The following is an 18,294-nucleotide window of genomic DNA, read 5'->3' on the forward strand; positions in this document are numbered from 1 at the left end:
CGCGCCGCGCCTCCATCAGTGCGCAGCCGGGTCCTCGTTTTCGCTGTGCACGAGGCAAATGGAATTGATGCAATAGCGTTCGTCGGTTGGGGTGGGGAAACCCTCGCCGGTGAAGACATGCCCGAGGTGTGATCCACATGAAGCGCAGCGCACCTCGGTCCGCACCATTGCGAGGCTGCGATCCTCGATAAGTTCCACGCGGTCGCTCTCGGCTGGCGCCCAGAAAGCTGGCCACCCGCAGTGCGCGTTGAACTGTTCGCTTGCGCGGAACAACTCGGCACCGCAGGCCCGGCACGCATACGTGCCTGCCGCGCGCACCTCTTCGTATTCACCCGCGAAGGGCCGCTCGGTCCCAGCCTCACGCAAGACGCGGTACTCATCTGGGCTGAGGCGCTTGCGCCATTCGTCGTTCGTAAACGAGATCGGGTAGCGGCCATCGCCGAGAGGCACGTTCATGGAGTCTCCTTGGGGTGAGTGCGGACGTAGCGTTCGATCTGGGCGCCGGGACTGTGGAAGAGATCCGCGAGGCGCCACGCGAGGTGGTGTGCGCTTCCGACGCTTGCGCGAGGCGCATCGCCTCCCACGGTAATCGCCGAGCGCGTCCAGACAAGTTCATCGAACGCTTCATCCTCGGCAAACATTCCATTTACCCGCGGGCCGCCCTCGACTTGAATGCCGAGAAATCCACGCTCTGCGAGTGCGCGTACGATCTCTTGGGCACGGCCCGCCTCGATAATGGCCTCGCTTTCAAAGCCACTGACACGGGCAACGTGAGCTCCGCGGCCAGGTGGACAGATGAGGAACGTCGGCCAGGCTTGGTCAATGTGCTCGGGAATCTCGCCGCTCGTCGTCACGATCGCGAGTGCGGGGAACTCCGCGCCGCGAGGACGTAGCGCCTCGGTGCGAAGCGCGGGCCTGCCAGAGGGACGACGGTAGTCTTCACTGCGCACCGTATTGGCGCCGCACACGATGATGTCCGCAAGAGCCCGAAGAACAGTGAGAGTGAAGAAATCCCACGGGTTCGAGAGCGAGGCTGACGTCCCATCGGCCCCCGCGATCGCGCCGTCAAGGCTCTGGTTCATCATCGAGCGCACGTGGACGCGGTCCGAGGGAAATGCGAGCAGGCTACCGAGCGCGCGGGCGCCCTCATCGTCGAGGCGAAACTCCTCGGGCGTAACCGGGACACCGGCGCCAATGAGGCGGGTGAGCGGCGTGTTTTTATCGTGAGCGTGTGAAGCCATCAGGCGTCGGACCTTTCGAATACGAGCGCTCCCGCACCGTCGAGCGTGAGCGCGCGACCATCACTTTCCCCACCGAAGGAGGCGAGCACCTGCACGCGGGAGCCTGGCTCCCATGTCACGGGTGCGTCCCCGCGCGAGGCGAGCACGCCGATGCGTCCGCGATGCATGAGGATTGCCCCCTCGCTGAGAACGTCCACCACGATCGAGTCGAATGCGCCTTTCTGGATGTCAGAATTCTTGCGCCGCAGCGAAAGAAGCGCCCGGTAAAACTCGAGCAGCGCCTCGTGTTCGCCGCTTTCGGCTTCACTCCAGTCGAGGAATGACTCCTCAAAGGTTGAGCGTGCCTGCGGATCGGGGACCGCATCGCTCCACCCCATGCGCGCAAACTCTTCCTTTCGACCTGCGCTGACGAGCGGGCCGATCCTTTCCCCGTGGTCGCTAAAGAATGCGAAGGGGGTTCGCGCGCCCCACTCCTCGCCCATGAAGAGCATCGGCGTGCTCGCGCCCAGCAGGTAGAGCGAGGCGATCGCCGCATGCGCGCCATAACCGATTGTGTCGGTGATGCGGTCGCCCGATGCCCTGTTGCCCACCTGGTCGTGGTCCTGGATGAAGGCGACGAAGGCATGAGCATCGTAGTGCGCACTCGCGGCGTCGATCTTTGCCCCCCAGTTCTTCTGCCTGAAGGTCGAATAGGACCCATCGTGCTCAAAGATGCGCTCGAGGGTCTTTTTCACGCCGGCCGCCGCGCCGAAATCGACGTAGTAGCCCGCGCGTTCGCCGGTGGCCCACGCATGAAGATGGTGGTGGATGTCGTCCGCCCATTGAGCGTGCATGCCGAAACCACCTTCGGCGACGGGGGTCACCATCGCGGGGTCGTTCAGGTCGGACTCCGCGATGAGGGTAAGCGGGCGAGCCACCTCTCGGCTCATATCCGCAACCGCGCTCGACAGTTCCGCGAGAATGTGCGTGGGGGAGCGATCTCGAAGGGCGTGCACCGCATCGAGTCGAAGGCCGTCGAGGTGGAAGTCGATGAGCCATTGGCGAGCGTTCTGAACAACAAACGCCCTCACCTCAGCGCTTTCTGCGGCATCGAAATTGATAGCGGGCCCCCACGGGGTGGTATGCGTGTGCGTGAAGTAGGGGCCGAATTCCCCAAGGTAATTTCCGTCGGGACCGAGGTGGTTGTAAACGACGTCGATGATGACGGCAAGCCCGCGCTCGTGCGCAGCGTCGATGAACCGCGCGAACGCTTCGGGCCCGCCGTAGGCCTCATGGGTGGCGAAAAGGCCGACGCCGTCATAGCCCCAACCGCGCTCGCCAGGAAACGCCGCGACAGGCATCACTTCAACGGCGTCGACGCCGAGTTCTACAAGCGCATCCAGGCGCGTGATCGCTGAGTCGAAGGTCCCCGATGCACCGGTTTCTCGATCCGCCGCGAACGTTCCGATATGAAGCTCGTAAATGACTTTCCCACGAAGGTCCATGCCCTCCCACGGAGCCGTGAAGGTGAATGCGCGCGGGTCGACGACCTCGCTTAAGGCGTGGACGCCCTCGGGTTGCGCCAGTGCGCGTGGATCCGGCAGCGCGACGGGGGAGTCGTCGAGAAGAAAGCCGTAGCGATCGCCCGGGTGTGCCTCGACCCCTGGGGCATGCCACCAGCCACCGTCCCCGCGTTCCATGGTGATTTCGCGGCGCTTTTCTTCGAACCGGGGCTCGAGGGCAAGCGTGACCGTGCCGGCCTTCGGCGCCCATACCTCGAAACGCGAATAGTCTCTCATCGGCCTATCCTTCCGAGTGCTCCGGTTTTTCGCGCACAAGGAGCGCGACGGGCCATTCGCGCACGAGGGAGTCGAGTTCGACAGTGCCGCCGTCCACACGCTCCCCGGTGAGGACGTTTGTGTAGCGCCCCTCGTCGACGACGATCCGCGCTTTGGTGCACCCGCGTCCCTGCGAAGCCTCCACGTGCGGCAAGCGCGTGGCGATAACCACGACATCGGCGGGGCTATCCGCGCATCCACGAGCGAAAGCGATCGTATGGGAGGACGTCGTTGGCAGCGGCGTGTAGGTGGCATCCGGGCCGACGAACGACTCGCGGTGGTGCCGTCGCGTGTCAAGAGCGCGTGAGACGAGGAGGAGCTTTTCATCGGCGATGCCCTCTGGTGCAGCACCTGAAAGGAGGTCCTCGAGCCGCGCCGCGTGCGCCGCGTGGTCGACTGGGCGTCGGTTATCGGGATCGACGAGGCTCAAGTCAAGAGTCTCATTGCCTTGATACACATCGGGCACACCGGGCATCGTGAGCTGGAGGAGTTTCTGGCCGAGAATAGCAGCGCGCTGCGAATCGAACGTCAGCGAGGTCCACTCGTCGAGGATCGCCCGCACGTCGTCGTTCCCGAGAGCCCACAGGGCAAAGTCGCGGATTTCGCGCTCGTACTCATCGTTGCCATCGACCCATCCCGTATGGACCTTTGCCTCGCGCATGGCCTTCTCGAGGTACTCCGCCAGGCGTTCCTCGCTCAGCGACGCAAGCCGCGAGCCGGGAAGGTCCCACATCCCCGCAAGTGTCTGCCACACAAAATACTCAAACGGCGCATCGACGAGCGGCCCCCGCTTCTGTGCGCTCACGGCATGAAGGCGAGCCACGTGTGTGGCCCATTCCGACGGATACTCGGTGAGTGCCGCAAGCCTTGCGCGCACGTCCTCGCTGCGCTTCGTATCGTGCGTCGAGAGCGTCGTCATCGATGCGGGGAAAGTGCCGAGCATCCGCTCGCAGAAGTGATGAAACTCTTCGGGATCCACGCCAATGCGGTTCGGGTCGGCAGCCACCTCGTTGACTGCGAGGAGCCGGTGGTACCGGTAGAAAGCTGTGTCCTCAAGAGATTTCGCGTGAACCGGCCCGCACGTTTGAGCGAAACGCGTGACAAACTCCGCGCGCAGCGGATCGAGTGAACCGTCGGACGTGAACTGCCCCTGACCACCCGCAAATGCCGTGACGATCTCGAGAGCGGCACGATCCCCCTCGTCGTCACCGATGGCCAAGGCTGCTCGATCTGCGGCCTCGGCAAGCACCTGGCGCTCACACGCGGGGGCCTTCTCCCCGGGGACTATATAGGCGCGGTAGCGATCCATCGCCATGAGGAGCTGGATGATCGCGTGTTCGAGCTGCCGCTCGGTCGTATCGCGCAGCATTATGTCGGCATCACAGATCCGCCGGGCGAGATTGACGAGACGTGCAATTTCGGCCCACAGCGAGGTGTCGATGACCTCCTTGGCGCTTGCGTGAGTGATCTCGTTGAAGGAACGCGAATCGTGGGTGAATGTCCGCCACGTGTGCGTGAGGGCTGCCGCGCCCGCAGGGTCGTGGAAAAGGCCCTGGACGCGCCAGAGGGCGTCGTAACCCGTCGTTCCGGCGACGGGAAAGTCCGGTGGGAGCGACTCGTTGCCTTCGAGAATCTTTTCGATCACGGTCCATGCGCCACCGGTGGCGCTCTCGAGGCGCCGCAGATACCCGCGCGGGTCGGCAAGGCCATCGGGATGATCGATCCGATACCCGTCGATCACGCCCTCCGATTGCAAGCGCAGGAGGGTCGCGTGAGTCGCGTCGAAGACTGCACGGTCTTCAACCTTGAGGGCCGCGAGAGTCTGGACGTCGAAAAAGCGGCGATAGTTCAACTCGTCATTGGCGACCCTCCAATAGGCAAGGCGGTAGTGCTGGGCCTCGAGAAGATCCACGATTGGCAGATTCTCGGTGCCCTCGGCGAGAGGGAACACATGATCGAAGTATCGAAGGACATGCTCGATTCGCCGCGAGCCATCAGGCTGAGGAACCTCCGCGGTCCCTCGCTTGAGCTCATCGTCGAGAATCGTCGCGCCGACCGGGCGGCCGAGAACCGGCAGGAGAATTCCGTGCTCCGCGTGAGGATCACTATCGAACCACGACGCGTAGGGGCTCGATGCCCCATCCCGCAAGAAAGACCACAGCGCGTGGTTATGCCACATGGGGGTGGGGATCGCCATGTGGTTGGGGACGACGTCGACGATGAGGCCCATGCCTCGCTCATGGAGAGCATCGGCGAGCCCTCGCAGGCCCTCCTCGCCACCGTTATCCATGCTCACGCGGGAATGATCCACGACGTCGTAGCCGTGCATGGACCCCGGCGCCGCCTGCAAGATCGGTGAAATAAACGCGTGACTCACCCCGAGTCGCTCCAGGTACGGCACGAGTCGTGTCGCATCTTGGAAGGTGAATTCAGGCGTGATCTGAAGCCTGTACGTGCTGATCGGCGCGCCGGGCATGGGCCCTCCTTCGTCGTGGGTGCGCTGTGGCTCCGTCAGAGCGCGGGGCCCTCATCGGCGCCGGGGCCAGTCGGTGCGACGGGCGTCAAAACGGACGTGGGTGGAGACAGGGGAGTTGAGAGAGCCGTCGCGTCGTCCTCTTCTCCCGGGGGCGTCATGGGGGCCCTGCCGAGCACGAGCGTCGTGTAGGCGGGGCGAATGAGGACCTCGCCCGCCTTGACGGTATCGCCGGGATTGAGCGACGAAGAGGTTTCTGCCGTGACCGTCCACTCTTCGCCATACTCGCCCTCCGGGATCGTGAACTCCACGTCCGTCTCGGAGGCGTTGAACATGAGGAGCGCGGAATCATCGACGATGTGTTCGCCTCGCGTGTTCGGCTCGGGGATCGCACTTCCGTTAAAGAACACCGTGAGGCACTTTGCCACCGGATCGTTCCATTCCTCATCGGTCATGGGGGTGCCGTCGACTCCGAGCCACGCGACATCGGGCAGGCTCGAGGACGCTCCGTCGCGGACCTCGCCCAAGAGAAAGCGCCGGCGACGGAAAATAGGGTGCGAGCGCCGCAGCTCGATAAGCATGCGCGTGAAGTTCAGCATGTCCTGCTGGCGCGTGCTGATCTCCCAATTCATCCACGCGATCTCGTTGTCCTGGCAGTACACGTTGTTATTGCCCATTTGGGTGCGGCCGAGCTCGTCGCCGTGAAGGATCATGGGAACACCCTGGCTGAGGAGCAGGGTGGCCATCATGTTTTTCATGCGCTGGAGGCGGAGGTCGAGAATCGCCTCGTCATCCGTGGCACCTTCCGCCCCCGAGTTCCACGAGCGGTTATTCGATTCGCCGTCGTTGCCGCCCTCGCCATTGTCCTCGTTATGCCTCTCGTTGTAGCTCACGAGATCTCGCAAGGTAAATCCGTCGTGGGCGGTAAGGAAATTGACGGAGGCGATGGGCGTGCGGCCCGTGTGCTGATAGAGATCGCTCGAGCCAGCAAACCGATTTGCGAACTTTGCGAGCATGCCTGACTCACCGCGGTGGAAGTCGCGCATGGCATCGCGGTATTTACCGTTCCACTCCGACCACAGGGGAGGGAAGCCACCGACCTGATATCCGCCCTCGCCGAGATCCCACGGCTCCGCGATGAGCTTGACCTGCGAAATAATTGGGTCCTGCTGGATGATGTCGAAGAAGCTCGAGAGTCGATCTACCTCGTGCAGCTCGCGGGCAAGAGTCGAGGCGAGGTCGAAGCGGAAGCCATCAACGTGCATCTCGGTAATCCAGTACCGAAGCGAATCCATGATGAGCTGAAGCACGTGCGGGGTGCGCATGCGAAGGCTGTTGCCCGTGCCGGTCGTGTCGTAATAGTGCGTGAGATCGTCGTCGACGAGGCGGTAGTAATTGGCGTTGTCGATTCCGCGGAAGCACAGGGTTGGGCCTAAGTGATTGCCCTCAGCGGTGTGGTTGTAGACCACATCGAGAATGACCTCGATACCCGCCGCGTGAAGGTTCTTCACCATTTGCTTGAACTCTTGGACCTGCTGGCCGGTCTCGCCCGCATACGCGTACTCGTTGTGCGGCGCGAAGAAGCCGATCGTGTTGTAGCCCCAGTAGTTGCGAAGTCCGCGATCCTGAAGGTGACCGTCCTGAACAAACTGGTGCAACGGCAAGAACTCAACCGCCGTGACCCCGAGGGACTTGAGGTAATCGATCGCGACCGGGTGCCCCATCGCCACGTAGGTGCCCCGGATACTCTCGGGGATATCCGGGTGCGTAGCCGTGAAGCCTTTGAGATGCGCCTCGTAAATGATCGAATCGTGGTACTCGTGGGCCGGAGGATGGTCGTTGCCCCAATCAAAGTAGGGCGAGACGACGACTGAATGCATCGTGTGATCCTTCGAGTCCAGGTTGCTCATCTGCGAAGGATCGTCGAGCTCGTAACTGAGCAGGCTCGCGTCCGTGTCGGGCATGCCCGCGATTGCGCGCGCGTACGGGTCGAGAAGGAGTTTCGAGGGATCGCAGCGGTGCCCGGCCGCCGGATCATAGGGGCCATGGACCCTGAATCCGTAGCGTTGACCCGGCTGGACGGCTGGAAGATACACGTGCCACACGAAGGCATCGACTTCCGTCATTTCTACGCGTCGCTCCGAAAAGTCGTCGCCGATGAGACAGAGTTCGACTCTCTCGGCAACTTCTGAGTAGAGGGCGAAGTTCGTGCCGCTGCCGTCGAAGGTTGCACCGAGCGGGTACGGGGAGCCTGGCCAAATCTGCACTGTCGAAGAATCCTTGCGCTGAGGCAGCCGATGGCTGCGCGAAAACACACTTGCATCGACATTGTGGCCCGATGGCCTGGCAGAAGCCCGAAGTTTCGTGGAATGAGAAAGGCCCCGTGCACGTGCACGGGGCCTTGGAGTGGAGCGGATGACGGGACTCGAACCCGCGACCCTCACCTTGGCAAGGTGATGCTCTACCAACTGAGCCACATCCGCGTGGGCGATACTGGGATCGAACCAGTGACCTCTTCCGTGTGAAGGAAGCGCGCTACCACTACGCCAATCGCCCGCATAAGAGCCGGCGGGAACTCGCCTGTTCACTCTTTGCGACTAGACAACAATACACCACCGGCGCGCGGCCCCAAATTGTCGCGGGGTTCGTGACGGTCTTTTGTGGTGAGGCTCGCAAGTGCGGCGCTCGCTCGCGGCTCGCGCTGCGCTATGAAGCTCCTCGCGCTGCGTCATGAAGCTCTATGGCTGGAAAATCGCCCGTCAGGGGCGAGTTGGCACGCTCGCAAAGCTGCTCGAGGTGATTTGAGTCAAAAGCGGGCGGCCTACTTTGCGCGGAACGCGATCCTGACGTAATGTATCTATTCGTTGGTTCGAGAGATCAACCAAAAATGCGGATGTGGCTCAGTTGGTAGAGCATCACCTTGCCAAGGTGAGGGTCGCGGGTTCGAGTCCCGTCATCCGCTCTGGAATCTCAGGTTTCCACGTGGTGGGTTGGCCGAGAGGCGAGGCAGCGGCCTGCAAAGCCGTATACACGGGTTCGAATCCCGTACCCACCTCTCGTGTGGCCCGCAGCCACGCAAAATAGACCGCACGGTCTCATAAGGGCGATTGGCGCAGTTGGTTAGCGCGTTTCCTTGACACGGAAGAGGTCGCTGGTTCGAGTCCAGTATCGCCCACAGATAAAGACGCCCCGCGGGGCGTCTTTTTTATTGTCATCTCTCGTTTCCCTTGCCGTGAGAGAGTACAAGTATGAGCGGACAGCACGCACTCTTTCTCGACTTCGACGGCACACTTGCCGACCACGGAATCGTCCCTAAGGCTCACGTCGACGCACTCGCGCGCGTGCGCGAAGCCGGTCATCTGGCGTTTCTGTGCACCGGCCGCCCGCACTCGCTCATTCCGCGCGACGTCGAAATGGCGCTCGACGGCGTCATCGGCTCGGCGGGAGCCTACGTCAAAGTGGGGGAGTCAATCCTTGAGGATTCGCGCTTCCCCGCGCACCTTGCCCGCCGAACCGTCGACACGCTCCTCGCAGCCGGCGATTTTCCCTTTGTTCTCGAGGCGCCCGAGGCGACCGTCGGAAACGCGACCGCAGAACAGTACATTCGCGAGCGCCTCGCCACGAGCTTTCGCAGCGGCACGGTCTCGCAAAAGGAAACGGGAACGCTCGGGCAGGGATCCGCGGATCTCCTCGGCGCCTTTGAGCGTCACAGTGATCTCTCGCAGGTCTCTTTTGCGAAAGTCGTCGCGTGGCGATGCCCGGTCAGCATTACCGAGATCGCACGGTCAATTGGCCCGGAGGTCCGCGACATGCCCTATTCGATTGGCGAGGATCAGGACACCTCTGGTGAACTGCAACTTTCCGCGATCGACAAGATCGACGGAGTTAAGCGCGTTCTCGAGCACACGGGGATTCCGCTCGAGCGTGCGGTCGGTTTCGGCGATGGCATGAACGATGTCGGCATGCTTCGCGGGGTGGGAGTCCCGGTGCCGGTCGAGGGGTCCGACGCCTCCCGCGCCATCAGCGACCCTGCTTATGTCATGAGTGGGCCGCGCGAAGACGGTCTTGCCGACGCGCTCGAAAAGCTGGGACTCGTGTAGCTCTACTCCAGCTCGAGGCCGAGCTTCTCCTGGATGGCGGAAAGCTGACCAGCCGACGCCCTCAACAGGTGGGTTTCGTGCTCATCGAGCGGGATGTCGAGCACGCGCTCGACACCGCCACGGCCCACGACGCTTGGGACGCTCATCGCCACACTGCTGACGCCACGGTAGTCATTCAGGACCGTCGAGACCGTCAGCACGGCTTTTTCGTCATTAATGATGGCCTCGCAAATCCGAGCCGCGGAAACCCCGATCGCCAGGTTTGTTGCGCCCTTGCCCTGGATGATTTGGTACGCCGAATTTGCGACCTCGTCGCGCACCGCGTCCAATTCGGTCTCAGTGAAGGCGAGGGAACCGTCGGAATTCCTCCACTCGCGAAGCGGAATGCCGCCGATATTGGCGTTTGACCACACGGCAAACTCGCTATCGCCATGTTCACCAATAATGCGTGCGTGCACGCTGCGTGGGTTCACGCCGATCCGCTTGCTCAAGAGCCATTTGAGCCGGCTCGAATCCAGCACGGTTCCCGAGCTAAAGATGCGAGACGGATCGAGCCCCGTGGCCTGCTGGGCGGCAACCGTGAGGACATCGCACGGATTCGTGACGAGCATGAACATCGCTTCGGGCGCCTGCTCGAGAAGCTGCGGCATAAGGGAGCGAAGAATCTTGACATTGGTGCCCGCAAGATCGAGCCGAGTCTGGCCGGGCTTTTGACGCGCACCAGCGGTGATCACGACGACGTCGGCGTCGGCCACGCACGAAATGTCGCTCCCGCCAAGGATCGTCGCTCCTGAGCCGAACTGTGCGCCGTGAGCGAGATCGAGAACCTCGGCCTCGGCCTTAGCGGTCGCGAGGTCGTACAGGGCAATCGTCTGCGCGCTCCCGCGCAGCATCGCGGCGTACGCGACGGACGAGCCCACACTGCCGGCGCCGATCACGGCGATCTTGGTGGGGCGAGTGGAGGGAGATCCAGCTGAAACAAGGGGAGCAGTCATGTTTTTATGGTTCGCTCGCGCGAGGCCCTTTGGCAAGTGAGTGATCCTCTTTTCACACGATCGATTCCCTCTCGCAGGCGCAGAAACCTTGAGACCTCACTCGTTAGACTGGGCGGTGGAGCCGGCAGTGTAGGTCGGTTCGCACCCGAGAACTAAAGGAGTCATCCGTGTCCCAGCTTTCCATCGTCCTCGACGGCTCACCCACCACGATCGAGCAGGGGGCCACGGGAGAATCGCTGTACGAGGGTCGCCGCGAGATCGTCGCCCTGCGCATCAACGGCGAACTGAAGGACCTGTACATCGCGCCCGCCGAAGGCGACACCGTCGAGGGCGTGGACATCGCGAGTGAGGATGGCCTCAACATTCTGCGTCACTCGTGCGCACACGTTCTCGCGCAGGCCGTTCAGCGTCGCGACAGCAACGCCAAGCTCGGTATCGGCCCGTTTATTACGGACGGCTTCTACTACGACTTCGACGTCGCCGAGCCTTTCACCCCCGAAGACCTCAAAGCGATCGAAAAGGACATGCAGCGTATCGTCAAGGAAGGGCAGCGCTTCCAGCGCCGCGACATCGATGACGCCGACGCGCGCGAAGAGGAAAAGGACGAGCCGTACAAGCTTGAGCTGATTGGCCTGAAATCAAATGCCGATACCGCCGCTGAAGGCGCGAGCGTCGAAGTCGGCGACGGTGGCCTCACGATGTACGACAATGTCAATAAGAAGGGCGAGGTCGTGTGGACCGACCTGTGCCGCGGGCCGCACCTGCCCTCTACGCGCCTCATCGGCAATGGCTTCTCCCTCATGCGCTCCGCCGCCGCCTACTGGCGCGGCAGTGAAAAGAACCCCATGCTCCAGCGCATCTACGGAACGGCGTGGGCGACGAAGGACGACCTGAAGGCCTACAAGTTCCGCCTCGAAGAAGCGCAAAAGCGCGATCACCGCAAGCTCGGGAGCGAGCTCGACCTGTTCAGCTTCCCCGATGAAATCGGCTCTGGCCTTGCCGTGTTCCACCCCAAGGGCGCCATGGTACGCATGGAGATGGAAAACTACTCCCGTCAGCGGCACGTCGAGGCCGGGTACGACTTCGTGTATACCCCTCACGCGACCAAAGGGCAGCTCTTCGAAACCTCCGGGCACCTCGACTGGTATCGCGACGGCATGTACCCCCCGATGCATCTCGATGAAGAACGCGATGCTGAAGGCAACGTCACCAAGCAGGGCCAGGACTACTATCTCAAGCCCATGAACTGCCCGATGCACAATCTCGTGTTCGCCGCCCGCGGGCGCTCCTACCGTGAGCTTCCCCTGCGACTGTTCGAGTTCGGCACCGTGTACCGCAACGAAAAGAGCGGCGTGATCCACGGCCTCACGCGTGCGCGGGGTTTCACCCAGGATGACGCCCACATTTACTGCACGCGCGAGCAGATGCGCGATGAGCTCACAACGCTTCTGACCTTCGTGCTCGACCTGCTCAAGGATTACGGCCTCGACGACTTCTATCTCGAACTGTCGACGAAGAACCCCGAGAAGTTCGTGGGTAGCGATGACGTGTGGGAAGAGGCGACGCGAACGCTCGAAGAAGTCGCGACCGCCTCCGGGCTCGATCTCGTTCCCGATCCGGGTGGCGCAGCTTTCTACGGCCCCAAGATTTCCGTTCAGGCGAAAGATGCGATTGGGCGCACGTGGCAGATGTCGACCATTCAGCTCGACTTCAACCTGCCCGAACGCTTCGATCTCGAATACACGGCGCCCGACGGCTCACGCCAGCGCCCCGTCATGATTCATCGCGCGCTCTTCGGCTCCATCGAGCGCTTTTTCGGTGTTCTCACCGAGCACTACGCGGGTGCCTTCCCCGTGTGGCTCGCGCCGGTGCAGGTCGTGGGGATTCCCGTAGCGGGAGAATTCGTGCCCTACCTCGAGGAGGTTGCAGCGAAGCTTCGCGCTCACGGCGTGCGCGTCGAAGTCGATGCGTCTGATGACCGCATGCAGAAGAAGATCCGCAACCACACCAAGGAAAAGGTGCCGTACATGCTGATCGCCGGCGGTGAGGATCGCGACGCCGGAGCCGTGAGCTTCCGCATGCGCGACGGAAGCCAGGACAACGGCATTCCGGTTGACGATGCAGTCGAGCGCATCCTCGAAGCGATCCGCACGAAGGCTCAAGTGTGAACCCGATGAACGGTGAGCAGGAGGCTCGAGTCGGGGAGGCCTTCGAGGACGCCCACGCATTCGCCGGCACCCCCGACTCACTCCAGCGCCTGTGGACACCGCACCGCGTGGCATACATTCAGGGGGAGGGAAAACCCTCGAGCGCGGAGGCTACCGACGAATGCCCGTTTTGCACGGGGCCGGACAAGAGCGATGAGGACGCACTTATCGTTCACCGAGGCGAATACGCGTTCGTGATTCTCAATCTGTTCCCCTACAACTCCGGGCACCTTCTCGTGTGCCCCTACCGTCACGTGAGCGACTACACCGACCTCACGCGCGAGGAATACCTCGAAATCGCCGAGCTCACGCGAACGGCGATGCGCGTGGTACGTGCCGTGTCCAATCCCGCGGGCTTCAACCTCGGGATGAACCAGGGAGAGGTTGCCGGGGCAGGAATCGCCGCGCACCTTCATCAGCACGTCGTACCGCGGTGGCTCGGCGATGCGAATTTCCTTCCGATCGTGGGGCGCACAAAGGCCCTCCCGTTCCTGCTCGCGGACACGCGCGACATGTTTGCTGAAGCGTGGCCCGAGGCAGGAAAGAAAGGCGCAAAGGAGCACACGTGAGCACTACAGGGCAGTCGCGCGGCTACGGCTACGACGTTTACCGCGATGTCCCTGAGGACATCGCCCATGCGATGCCATCGTTCGGGGAACGTGCGAAAAAGAAGCCGCGCGGCAAGGTCGCCACGTGGATCATCTTTTTTCTCGCCTTTCTCGCGCTCGCCATCACCGCACTGCTGCTCTTCTACTTTGTGATCCTGCCGCAGGGGATTGGGACGAGCCTCGTCTCGCTCACGGCCGCCCTCGTACCGTTCGGCATTGTGCTCAGCGCCGTGTGGTGGCTTGACCGTAATACCCCTCAGCCGCGCTTCACAAAGACCTATGCCTATTTGTGGGGATCTATCGGCTCCATTGCCATGACGTATATTTTCGGCACGGCCGTCATCTTTTTGATCGCCATGCAGGCCAAGGATGCAAGCTCTCAGGAATTCCTCGCGGTGGCATTCCAGGCCCCGGTCGTCGAGGAGTCGACGAAGGCGTTTGGGCTCGTGCTGCTCCTCCTTTTCGGGCGGCGCTACATTTCTGGGACGATCGACGGCGTTATTTACGCGATGCTCATCGCTGCTGGCTTCGCCTTTACCGAAAACATCACGTATTTCGCACGGTCATTCGCGGCTGCTCAAGTCGAGGGTAACTCGACTGTTTTCTGGCAGACCTTCTTCTTACGTGGGCTTCTTTCACCGTTTGCGCACGCGAGTTTCACCTCGCTCGTCGGGCTCGGTGTCGGTATCGCGGCGGAGCGCCGGAGCCTTCCTCTCTACTTTTTCTTAGGAGCCGGCGGACTGAGTCTCGGTATGGGCCTGCATGCCCTGTGGAATGGCGGTTCGATGCTCCTCGCACTCAATGGCGTGACGAGTCTGAAAGGGCTTTTGTTCTGGTACGCGATCATCGAGGTGCCGATCTTCCTCACACTTGCGCTGCTCTTCATTTTCCTTCGTTGGCGCGAGAGGCGGATTCTGCGCTGGCGTCTTTCCGACTACGGGCGTGCCGGGTGGTTTACCCCGAGCGAGGTTGACATGCTCGTGGGCCTGCGCCGCCGTCGCCGCGCCGTGGCCTGGGCCGCAAGCTATGGAGCAGTTACCGCTTGGTCGATGAAAGAGTTCCAGCGCGTGGCGCTGCGCCTCGCCGCACAGCGGCAAGCTGCGCTTGCGGGACACACGTCCTCCAGGATCAAGGAATCCGAAGCCATGTTGCTTTCGCAACTGACTGAAACGCGACGAGTGCTGGCCGCGCTCACGTATCCGGTTGCGCCGGCGCGTACAATGGTTCAGCGATAATTTCCGAAGAATGAGGGAAACCGATGTCAGGTCACTCTAAATGGGCAACAACGAAGCATAAGAAAGCTGCGATCGATGCTAAGCGTTCGAAGCTCTTCGCGAAGCTCATCAAGAACATTGAAGTTGCGGCGCGCATTGGCGGCCCCGACCCCGCCGGTAACCCCACGCTCTACGACGCGATCCAAAAGGCTAAGAAGAGCTCCGTCCCGAACGACAACATTGATCGCGCGGTTAAGCGTGGCGGCGGGCTCGATGGCGCTGGAGTCAACTACGAGACTCTCATGTACGAAGGCTATGCCCCCGGCGGCGTCGCGCTTCTCGTCGAGTGCCTTACCGACAACAAGAACCGCGCCGTTTCGGAGGTGCGCGTGGCCTTCACGCGCAACGGTGGAAACATGGCTGACTCCGGCTCGGTGTCCTATCTCTTCAACCGCAAGGGCGTTGTGACCGTCACCAAGGCCGGCCACACGGAAGATGAGCTGCTCGAGATCGTGCTCGACGCTGGTGCCGAAGAGATCAACGACGAGGGCGAGGTTTTCGAGATCATCTCGGAGGCGTCGGACGTCGTCAGCGTCCGCACCGCACTCCAGGAAGCCGGCGTGGACTACGACAGTGCCGAGGCCTCATTCGTGCCGACCATGCGAACTGCGGTGGATCTTGAAGGTGCCCAAAAGGTGCTGCGCCTTATCGACGCGCTCGAAGACAGCGACGACGTGCAGAACGTGTACTCAAACCTCGATATCCCCGAGGACGTTGCCGCGCAGCTCGAGGCCGAATAGTCGGCCCACACGAGGGCTGTATGCGAGTTCTGGGAATTGATCCCGGTCTCACCCGGTGCGGGTTTGGGGTCGTCGATGGCGGCCCCGCCCGATCCGTGCGCCTTGAAGCCGTTGGCGTGATCACATCGGCCCGGGACGCCGGCGTGGATGCACGCCTCCTCGAGATTTATCAGGGACTCGTGCACGTGATCGAGCAGTATGCACCGGATATCGTCGCGGTCGAGCGTGTGTTCTCGCAAAATAACGTTTCGACCGTCATGGGGACGGCGCAGGTGTCGGGTCTCGCGATTGTGCTCGCGGCCGAGAGGGGAATCCCGGTCGCGATGCACACTCCTTCCGAGGTTAAACGCGCGATCACGGGCAACGGCCGCGCCGACAAGGCGCAGATTCAAACGATGGTCCAGAAGATTTTGCATTTGGATGCGCCGCCCAAGCCCGCGGATGCGGCGGATGCGGTGGCGATCGGGATCACGCAGCTGTGGCGAGGCTCAGGTCCGGTCAAGTTAGGTTCCGACGGTGCCCGGCGAACAAGCGCCCAAGCTCAGTGGGCCGAGGCCGAGCGAAAGGCTCGACTCGCCCAGGAGAGGTCGACCTCCCGCCTGTAGTCGTACGCGTGTTCTAAAATCGGGGGCGTGATTGCTTCCCTTCGCGGCGCCGTGAGCGCCATCGCTCTCGATTCTTTCGTCCTCGATGTTGGCGGGGTGGGGTACCTGGTCAACACGTCACCACAAACGCTGTCTGCTGTGCGCACGGGGCAAGAGGTGCTCGTGCACACGGAGCTTGTGGTGCGCGAGGATTCGATGACGATCTACGGCTTCTTGACGAAAGACGAAGCCGATCTCTTCCGCACGATTCAATCGGTTTCGGGGATCGGTCCGCGAATTGCGATCGCCGTGCTTGCAGTCATGGACCCCGCAACATTCGCGCGCGCGGTCCTCAACGAGGACCTCAAAACCCTGACCTCGGTGCCTGGAATCGGAAAGAAGGGGGCTCAGCGCATGACCCTCGAGCTGAAGGACAAGGTCGCTCCCTTCGCGGCGGGCACGTCGGAGGGCGCAGCCCCCGTACCCTCGGCGCCGGAGACCAACGAAAGCTCGGTTCTCGATTCGCGCGCCGCGAAAGACGTCGTGCAGGGCCTTCAGGGCCTCGGATGGCCCGAGAAGGGAGCCAAGGAGGCCGTCGAGGCGGTGCTGCTGAGCTATGAAGAGTCCGAGCAAGGATCGAGTGCGAGCCTCGATTCGGGTGTGCTGCTGCGTCTTTCGCTCCGTCAGCTGGGTGGTCGCTCATGATTGAACATTCCGGGGTGAGCGGCGAGGGAGCTGAGACAGGCGAGACTCTCCAGCGGATCATCGGTGCGGAAGCCGGCGCCCTTGACCGCGCAGCAGAGGGTGCCCTGAGGCCCCGTGAGCTTGCCGACTTCGTGGGGCAGAAGAAGGTGCGCGAACAGCTCTCGCTTGTGCTCGATGCCGCATCGCTGCGGGGAACGCCTCCTGAGCACATGCTCCTCTCGGGGCCTCCGGGCCTCGGGAAGACAACACTCGCGATGATCATCGCGCACGAGCTGGGCTCGCCGCTCAAAATTACGTCCGGGCCAGCCGTCCAACACGCCGGTGATCTCGCCGCCATTCTCTCGTCGCTTGAAGAGGGTGAGGTGTTGTTCATCGACGAAATCCATCGCCTCGCACGCCCCGCCGAGGAAATGCTCTACATGGCTATGGAGGATTTTCGCGTCGATGTTGTGGTGGGCAAAGGGGTCGGGGCCACGGCGATCCCACTCGAACTTCCCCCATTTACGGCGGTCGGAGCGACGACGCGCGCCGGGATGCTTCCCTCGCCTCTTCGCGACCGGTTTGGATTTACGGGTCACCTGGACTACTACACGGCCGAAGAACTCGCCCTTGTCATCGCAAGGAGTGCCGCGCGGCTGGAGATAGATATCGATCCTCAAAGCGCGCACGAGATCGCCTCACGTTCGCGCGGTACGCCGCGTATCGCTAATCGACTTCTGAGGCGCGTACGCGACTACGCCCAGGTGCGCGGCGGCGGCGCGATCACGATGGATTCCACTCTCGAAGCGCTCACGGTGTACGAGGTCGACCCCGGTGGCCTCGATCGCTTGGACCGAGCAGTGCTGCAAGCACTGTGCACAAAGTTTGGCGGCGGACCGGTTGGCCTTTCTACCCTCGCGATCGCGGTAGGGGAAGAAACAGAGACCGTCGAGACCGTCGTCGAACCGTTCCTCGTTCGCGAAGGTCTCCTCGGCCGCACCCCGCGAGGCCGCATCGCGACACCCGCGGCATGGGAGCACCTGGGGCTTGACGTTCCCGCCGTCGACCCCGCGCGTGGCGGAACACTCTTCGATGAGCCCGGACGTGAGGACGGTCGCTTTAACTGAGTGGGGAATAGCGGCCATACGCGGGTACAGTGGAACGGATTGTGACTCCCGATGGAAGGCTCGTCTCGTGCAAAACCCCATGTTTTTGATGATCATCATGCTCGTCGTGATGGCTGTACCGATGTTTCTCATGTCGCGCGGTCAGCGCAAGAGGGTGCAGCAGCACCAGGAACTTGTGAAGTCTCTTGGCGTTGGTGATGAAGTCCGTACCCACTCGGGCTTTTACGGCATGATCGTCGAAGAAGAGGGCGACACGGTGATCCTGGAAACCGAGGACGGCTCGCAGCTCAAGTGGAACCGCAACGCGATCGCCGAGCGTGTCGACAGCTTCGGCGAAAACTCGACCGAAGCGACCTTGAGCGATGCTCCCGCCTCCGATGCCGACCTGCGAAGTGACGCGGAGAAGAGCTCGGACTTCCTCGCTGACGACAGCAAGAACTGAAT

General features: G+C 62.3%; 15 protein-coding genes and 5 tRNA genes. 12 read left to right on the plus strand and 8 right to left on the minus strand.

The window, feature by feature from the left end; genetic code table 11:
- Positions 1–15 precede the first annotated feature (15 nt).
- The 7 genes from msrB to HMPREF3157_RS07175 all read right to left on the minus strand — a co-directional run bounded on the left by msrB (position 16) and on the right by HMPREF3157_RS07175 (position 8,087).
- Complete coding sequence (gene msrB, locus HMPREF3157_RS07145) at positions 16–456, minus strand: peptide-methionine (R)-S-oxide reductase MsrB (protein WP_070435973.1); 441 nt, start codon at positions 454–456, stop codon at positions 16–18.
- Positions 453–1,241: a dihydrofolate reductase family protein gene (locus HMPREF3157_RS07150; RefSeq protein ID WP_070435974.1), complete on the minus strand. Its 789-nt coding sequence runs from the start codon at positions 1,239–1,241 to the stop codon at positions 453–455. The genes msrB and HMPREF3157_RS07150 overlap by 4 nt, the downstream gene beginning before the upstream one ends.
- A complete protein-coding gene (treZ, locus tag HMPREF3157_RS07155) occupies positions 1,241–3,019 on the minus strand; it encodes a malto-oligosyltrehalose trehalohydrolase (protein WP_070435975.1) in 1,779 nt (592 codons plus the stop codon). The genes HMPREF3157_RS07150 and treZ overlap by 1 nt, the downstream gene beginning before the upstream one ends.
- A gap of 4 nt (positions 3,020–3,023) precedes the next feature.
- Positions 3,024–5,534, minus strand: coding sequence for a malto-oligosyltrehalose synthase (gene treY / locus HMPREF3157_RS07160; RefSeq protein WP_070435976.1), 2,511 nt, complete (start codon positions 5,532–5,534; stop codon positions 3,024–3,026).
- A 35-nt stretch (positions 5,535–5,569) separates the two neighbouring features.
- Positions 5,570–7,798 (minus strand): glycogen debranching protein GlgX, encoded by a 2,229-nt coding sequence (gene glgX, locus HMPREF3157_RS07165; RefSeq protein WP_070435977.1) that lies wholly within the window; start codon positions 7,796–7,798, stop codon positions 5,570–5,572.
- A gap of 140 nt (positions 7,799–7,938) precedes the next feature.
- Positions 7,939–8,014, minus strand: a tRNA-Gly gene (locus tag HMPREF3157_RS07170).
- A gap of 1 nt (position 8,015) precedes the next feature.
- Positions 8,016–8,087: transfer RNA gene (locus HMPREF3157_RS07175), tRNA-Val, on the minus strand.
- A 333-nt stretch (positions 8,088–8,420) separates the two neighbouring features.
- Here HMPREF3157_RS07175 and HMPREF3157_RS07180 point away from each other — a divergent pair.
- The 4 genes from HMPREF3157_RS07180 to HMPREF3157_RS07195 all read left to right on the plus strand — a co-directional run bounded on the left by HMPREF3157_RS07180 (position 8,421) and on the right by HMPREF3157_RS07195 (position 9,631).
- A tRNA-Gly gene (locus HMPREF3157_RS07180) sits at positions 8,421–8,493 on the plus strand.
- 22 nt (positions 8,494–8,515) lie between these two features.
- A tRNA-Cys gene (locus tag HMPREF3157_RS07185) sits at positions 8,516–8,586 on the plus strand.
- Between the two features lie 46 nt (positions 8,587–8,632).
- Positions 8,633–8,706: transfer RNA gene (locus tag HMPREF3157_RS07190), tRNA-Val, on the plus strand.
- A 73-nt stretch (positions 8,707–8,779) separates the two neighbouring features.
- Positions 8,780–9,631: an HAD hydrolase family protein gene (locus tag HMPREF3157_RS07195; protein WP_070435978.1), complete on the plus strand. Its 852-nt coding sequence runs from the start codon at positions 8,780–8,782 to the stop codon at positions 9,629–9,631.
- Between the two features lie 2 nt (positions 9,632–9,633).
- Here HMPREF3157_RS07195 and HMPREF3157_RS07200 read toward each other — a convergent pair whose 3' ends face one another.
- Positions 9,634–10,626, minus strand: coding sequence for an L-lactate dehydrogenase (locus tag HMPREF3157_RS07200; protein WP_070436249.1), 993 nt, complete (start codon positions 10,624–10,626; stop codon positions 9,634–9,636).
- A 167-nt stretch (positions 10,627–10,793) separates the two neighbouring features.
- Here HMPREF3157_RS07200 and thrS point away from each other — a divergent pair, with 167 nt between their 5' ends.
- The 8 genes from thrS (at position 10,794) to yajC (ending at position 18,292) form a co-directional block, all read left to right on the plus strand.
- Entirely contained in the window at positions 10,794–12,794 is a 2,001-nt protein-coding gene (gene thrS, locus HMPREF3157_RS07205; protein WP_070435979.1) for a threonine--tRNA ligase, read from the plus strand.
- Positions 12,795–12,799: 5 nt separating this feature from the next.
- Complete coding sequence (locus tag HMPREF3157_RS07210) at positions 12,800–13,402, plus strand: HIT family protein (protein ID WP_070436250.1); 603 nt, start codon at positions 12,800–12,802, stop codon at positions 13,400–13,402.
- Positions 13,399–14,676, plus strand: a complete 1,278-nt coding sequence (locus HMPREF3157_RS07215; RefSeq protein ID WP_016664404.1) for a PrsW family intramembrane metalloprotease — start codon at positions 13,399–13,401, stop codon at positions 14,674–14,676. The genes HMPREF3157_RS07210 and HMPREF3157_RS07215 overlap by 4 nt, the downstream gene beginning before the upstream one ends.
- Positions 14,677–14,699: 23 nt before the next feature.
- A complete protein-coding gene (locus HMPREF3157_RS07220; RefSeq protein ID WP_016664405.1) occupies positions 14,700–15,455 on the plus strand; it encodes a YebC/PmpR family DNA-binding transcriptional regulator in 756 nt (251 codons plus the stop codon).
- A 20-nt stretch (positions 15,456–15,475) separates the two neighbouring features.
- A complete protein-coding gene (gene ruvC, locus HMPREF3157_RS07225; RefSeq protein ID WP_016664406.1) occupies positions 15,476–16,060 on the plus strand; it encodes a crossover junction endodeoxyribonuclease RuvC in 585 nt (194 codons plus the stop codon).
- A gap of 27 nt (positions 16,061–16,087) precedes the next feature.
- Positions 16,088–16,744 (plus strand): Holliday junction branch migration protein RuvA, encoded by a 657-nt coding sequence (gene ruvA, locus HMPREF3157_RS07230; RefSeq protein WP_016664407.1) that lies wholly within the window; start codon positions 16,088–16,090, stop codon positions 16,742–16,744.
- Entirely contained in the window at positions 16,741–17,850 is a 1,110-nt protein-coding gene (gene ruvB, locus HMPREF3157_RS07235) for a Holliday junction branch migration DNA helicase RuvB (protein ID WP_016664408.1), read from the plus strand. Before ruvA ends, ruvB begins: the two co-directional genes overlap by 4 nt.
- 67 nt (positions 17,851–17,917) lie before the next feature.
- Complete coding sequence (gene yajC / locus HMPREF3157_RS07240) at positions 17,918–18,292, plus strand: preprotein translocase subunit YajC (protein WP_051120645.1); 375 nt, start codon at positions 17,918–17,920, stop codon at positions 18,290–18,292.
- Positions 18,293–18,294: the final 2 nt, after the last annotated feature.

Origin of the sequence: Dermabacter sp. HMSC06F07, assembly GCF_001807345.1 — a bacterium.
In the GTDB taxonomy this organism is placed as follows: domain Bacteria; phylum Actinomycetota; class Actinomycetes; order Actinomycetales; family Dermabacteraceae; genus Dermabacter; species Dermabacter hominis.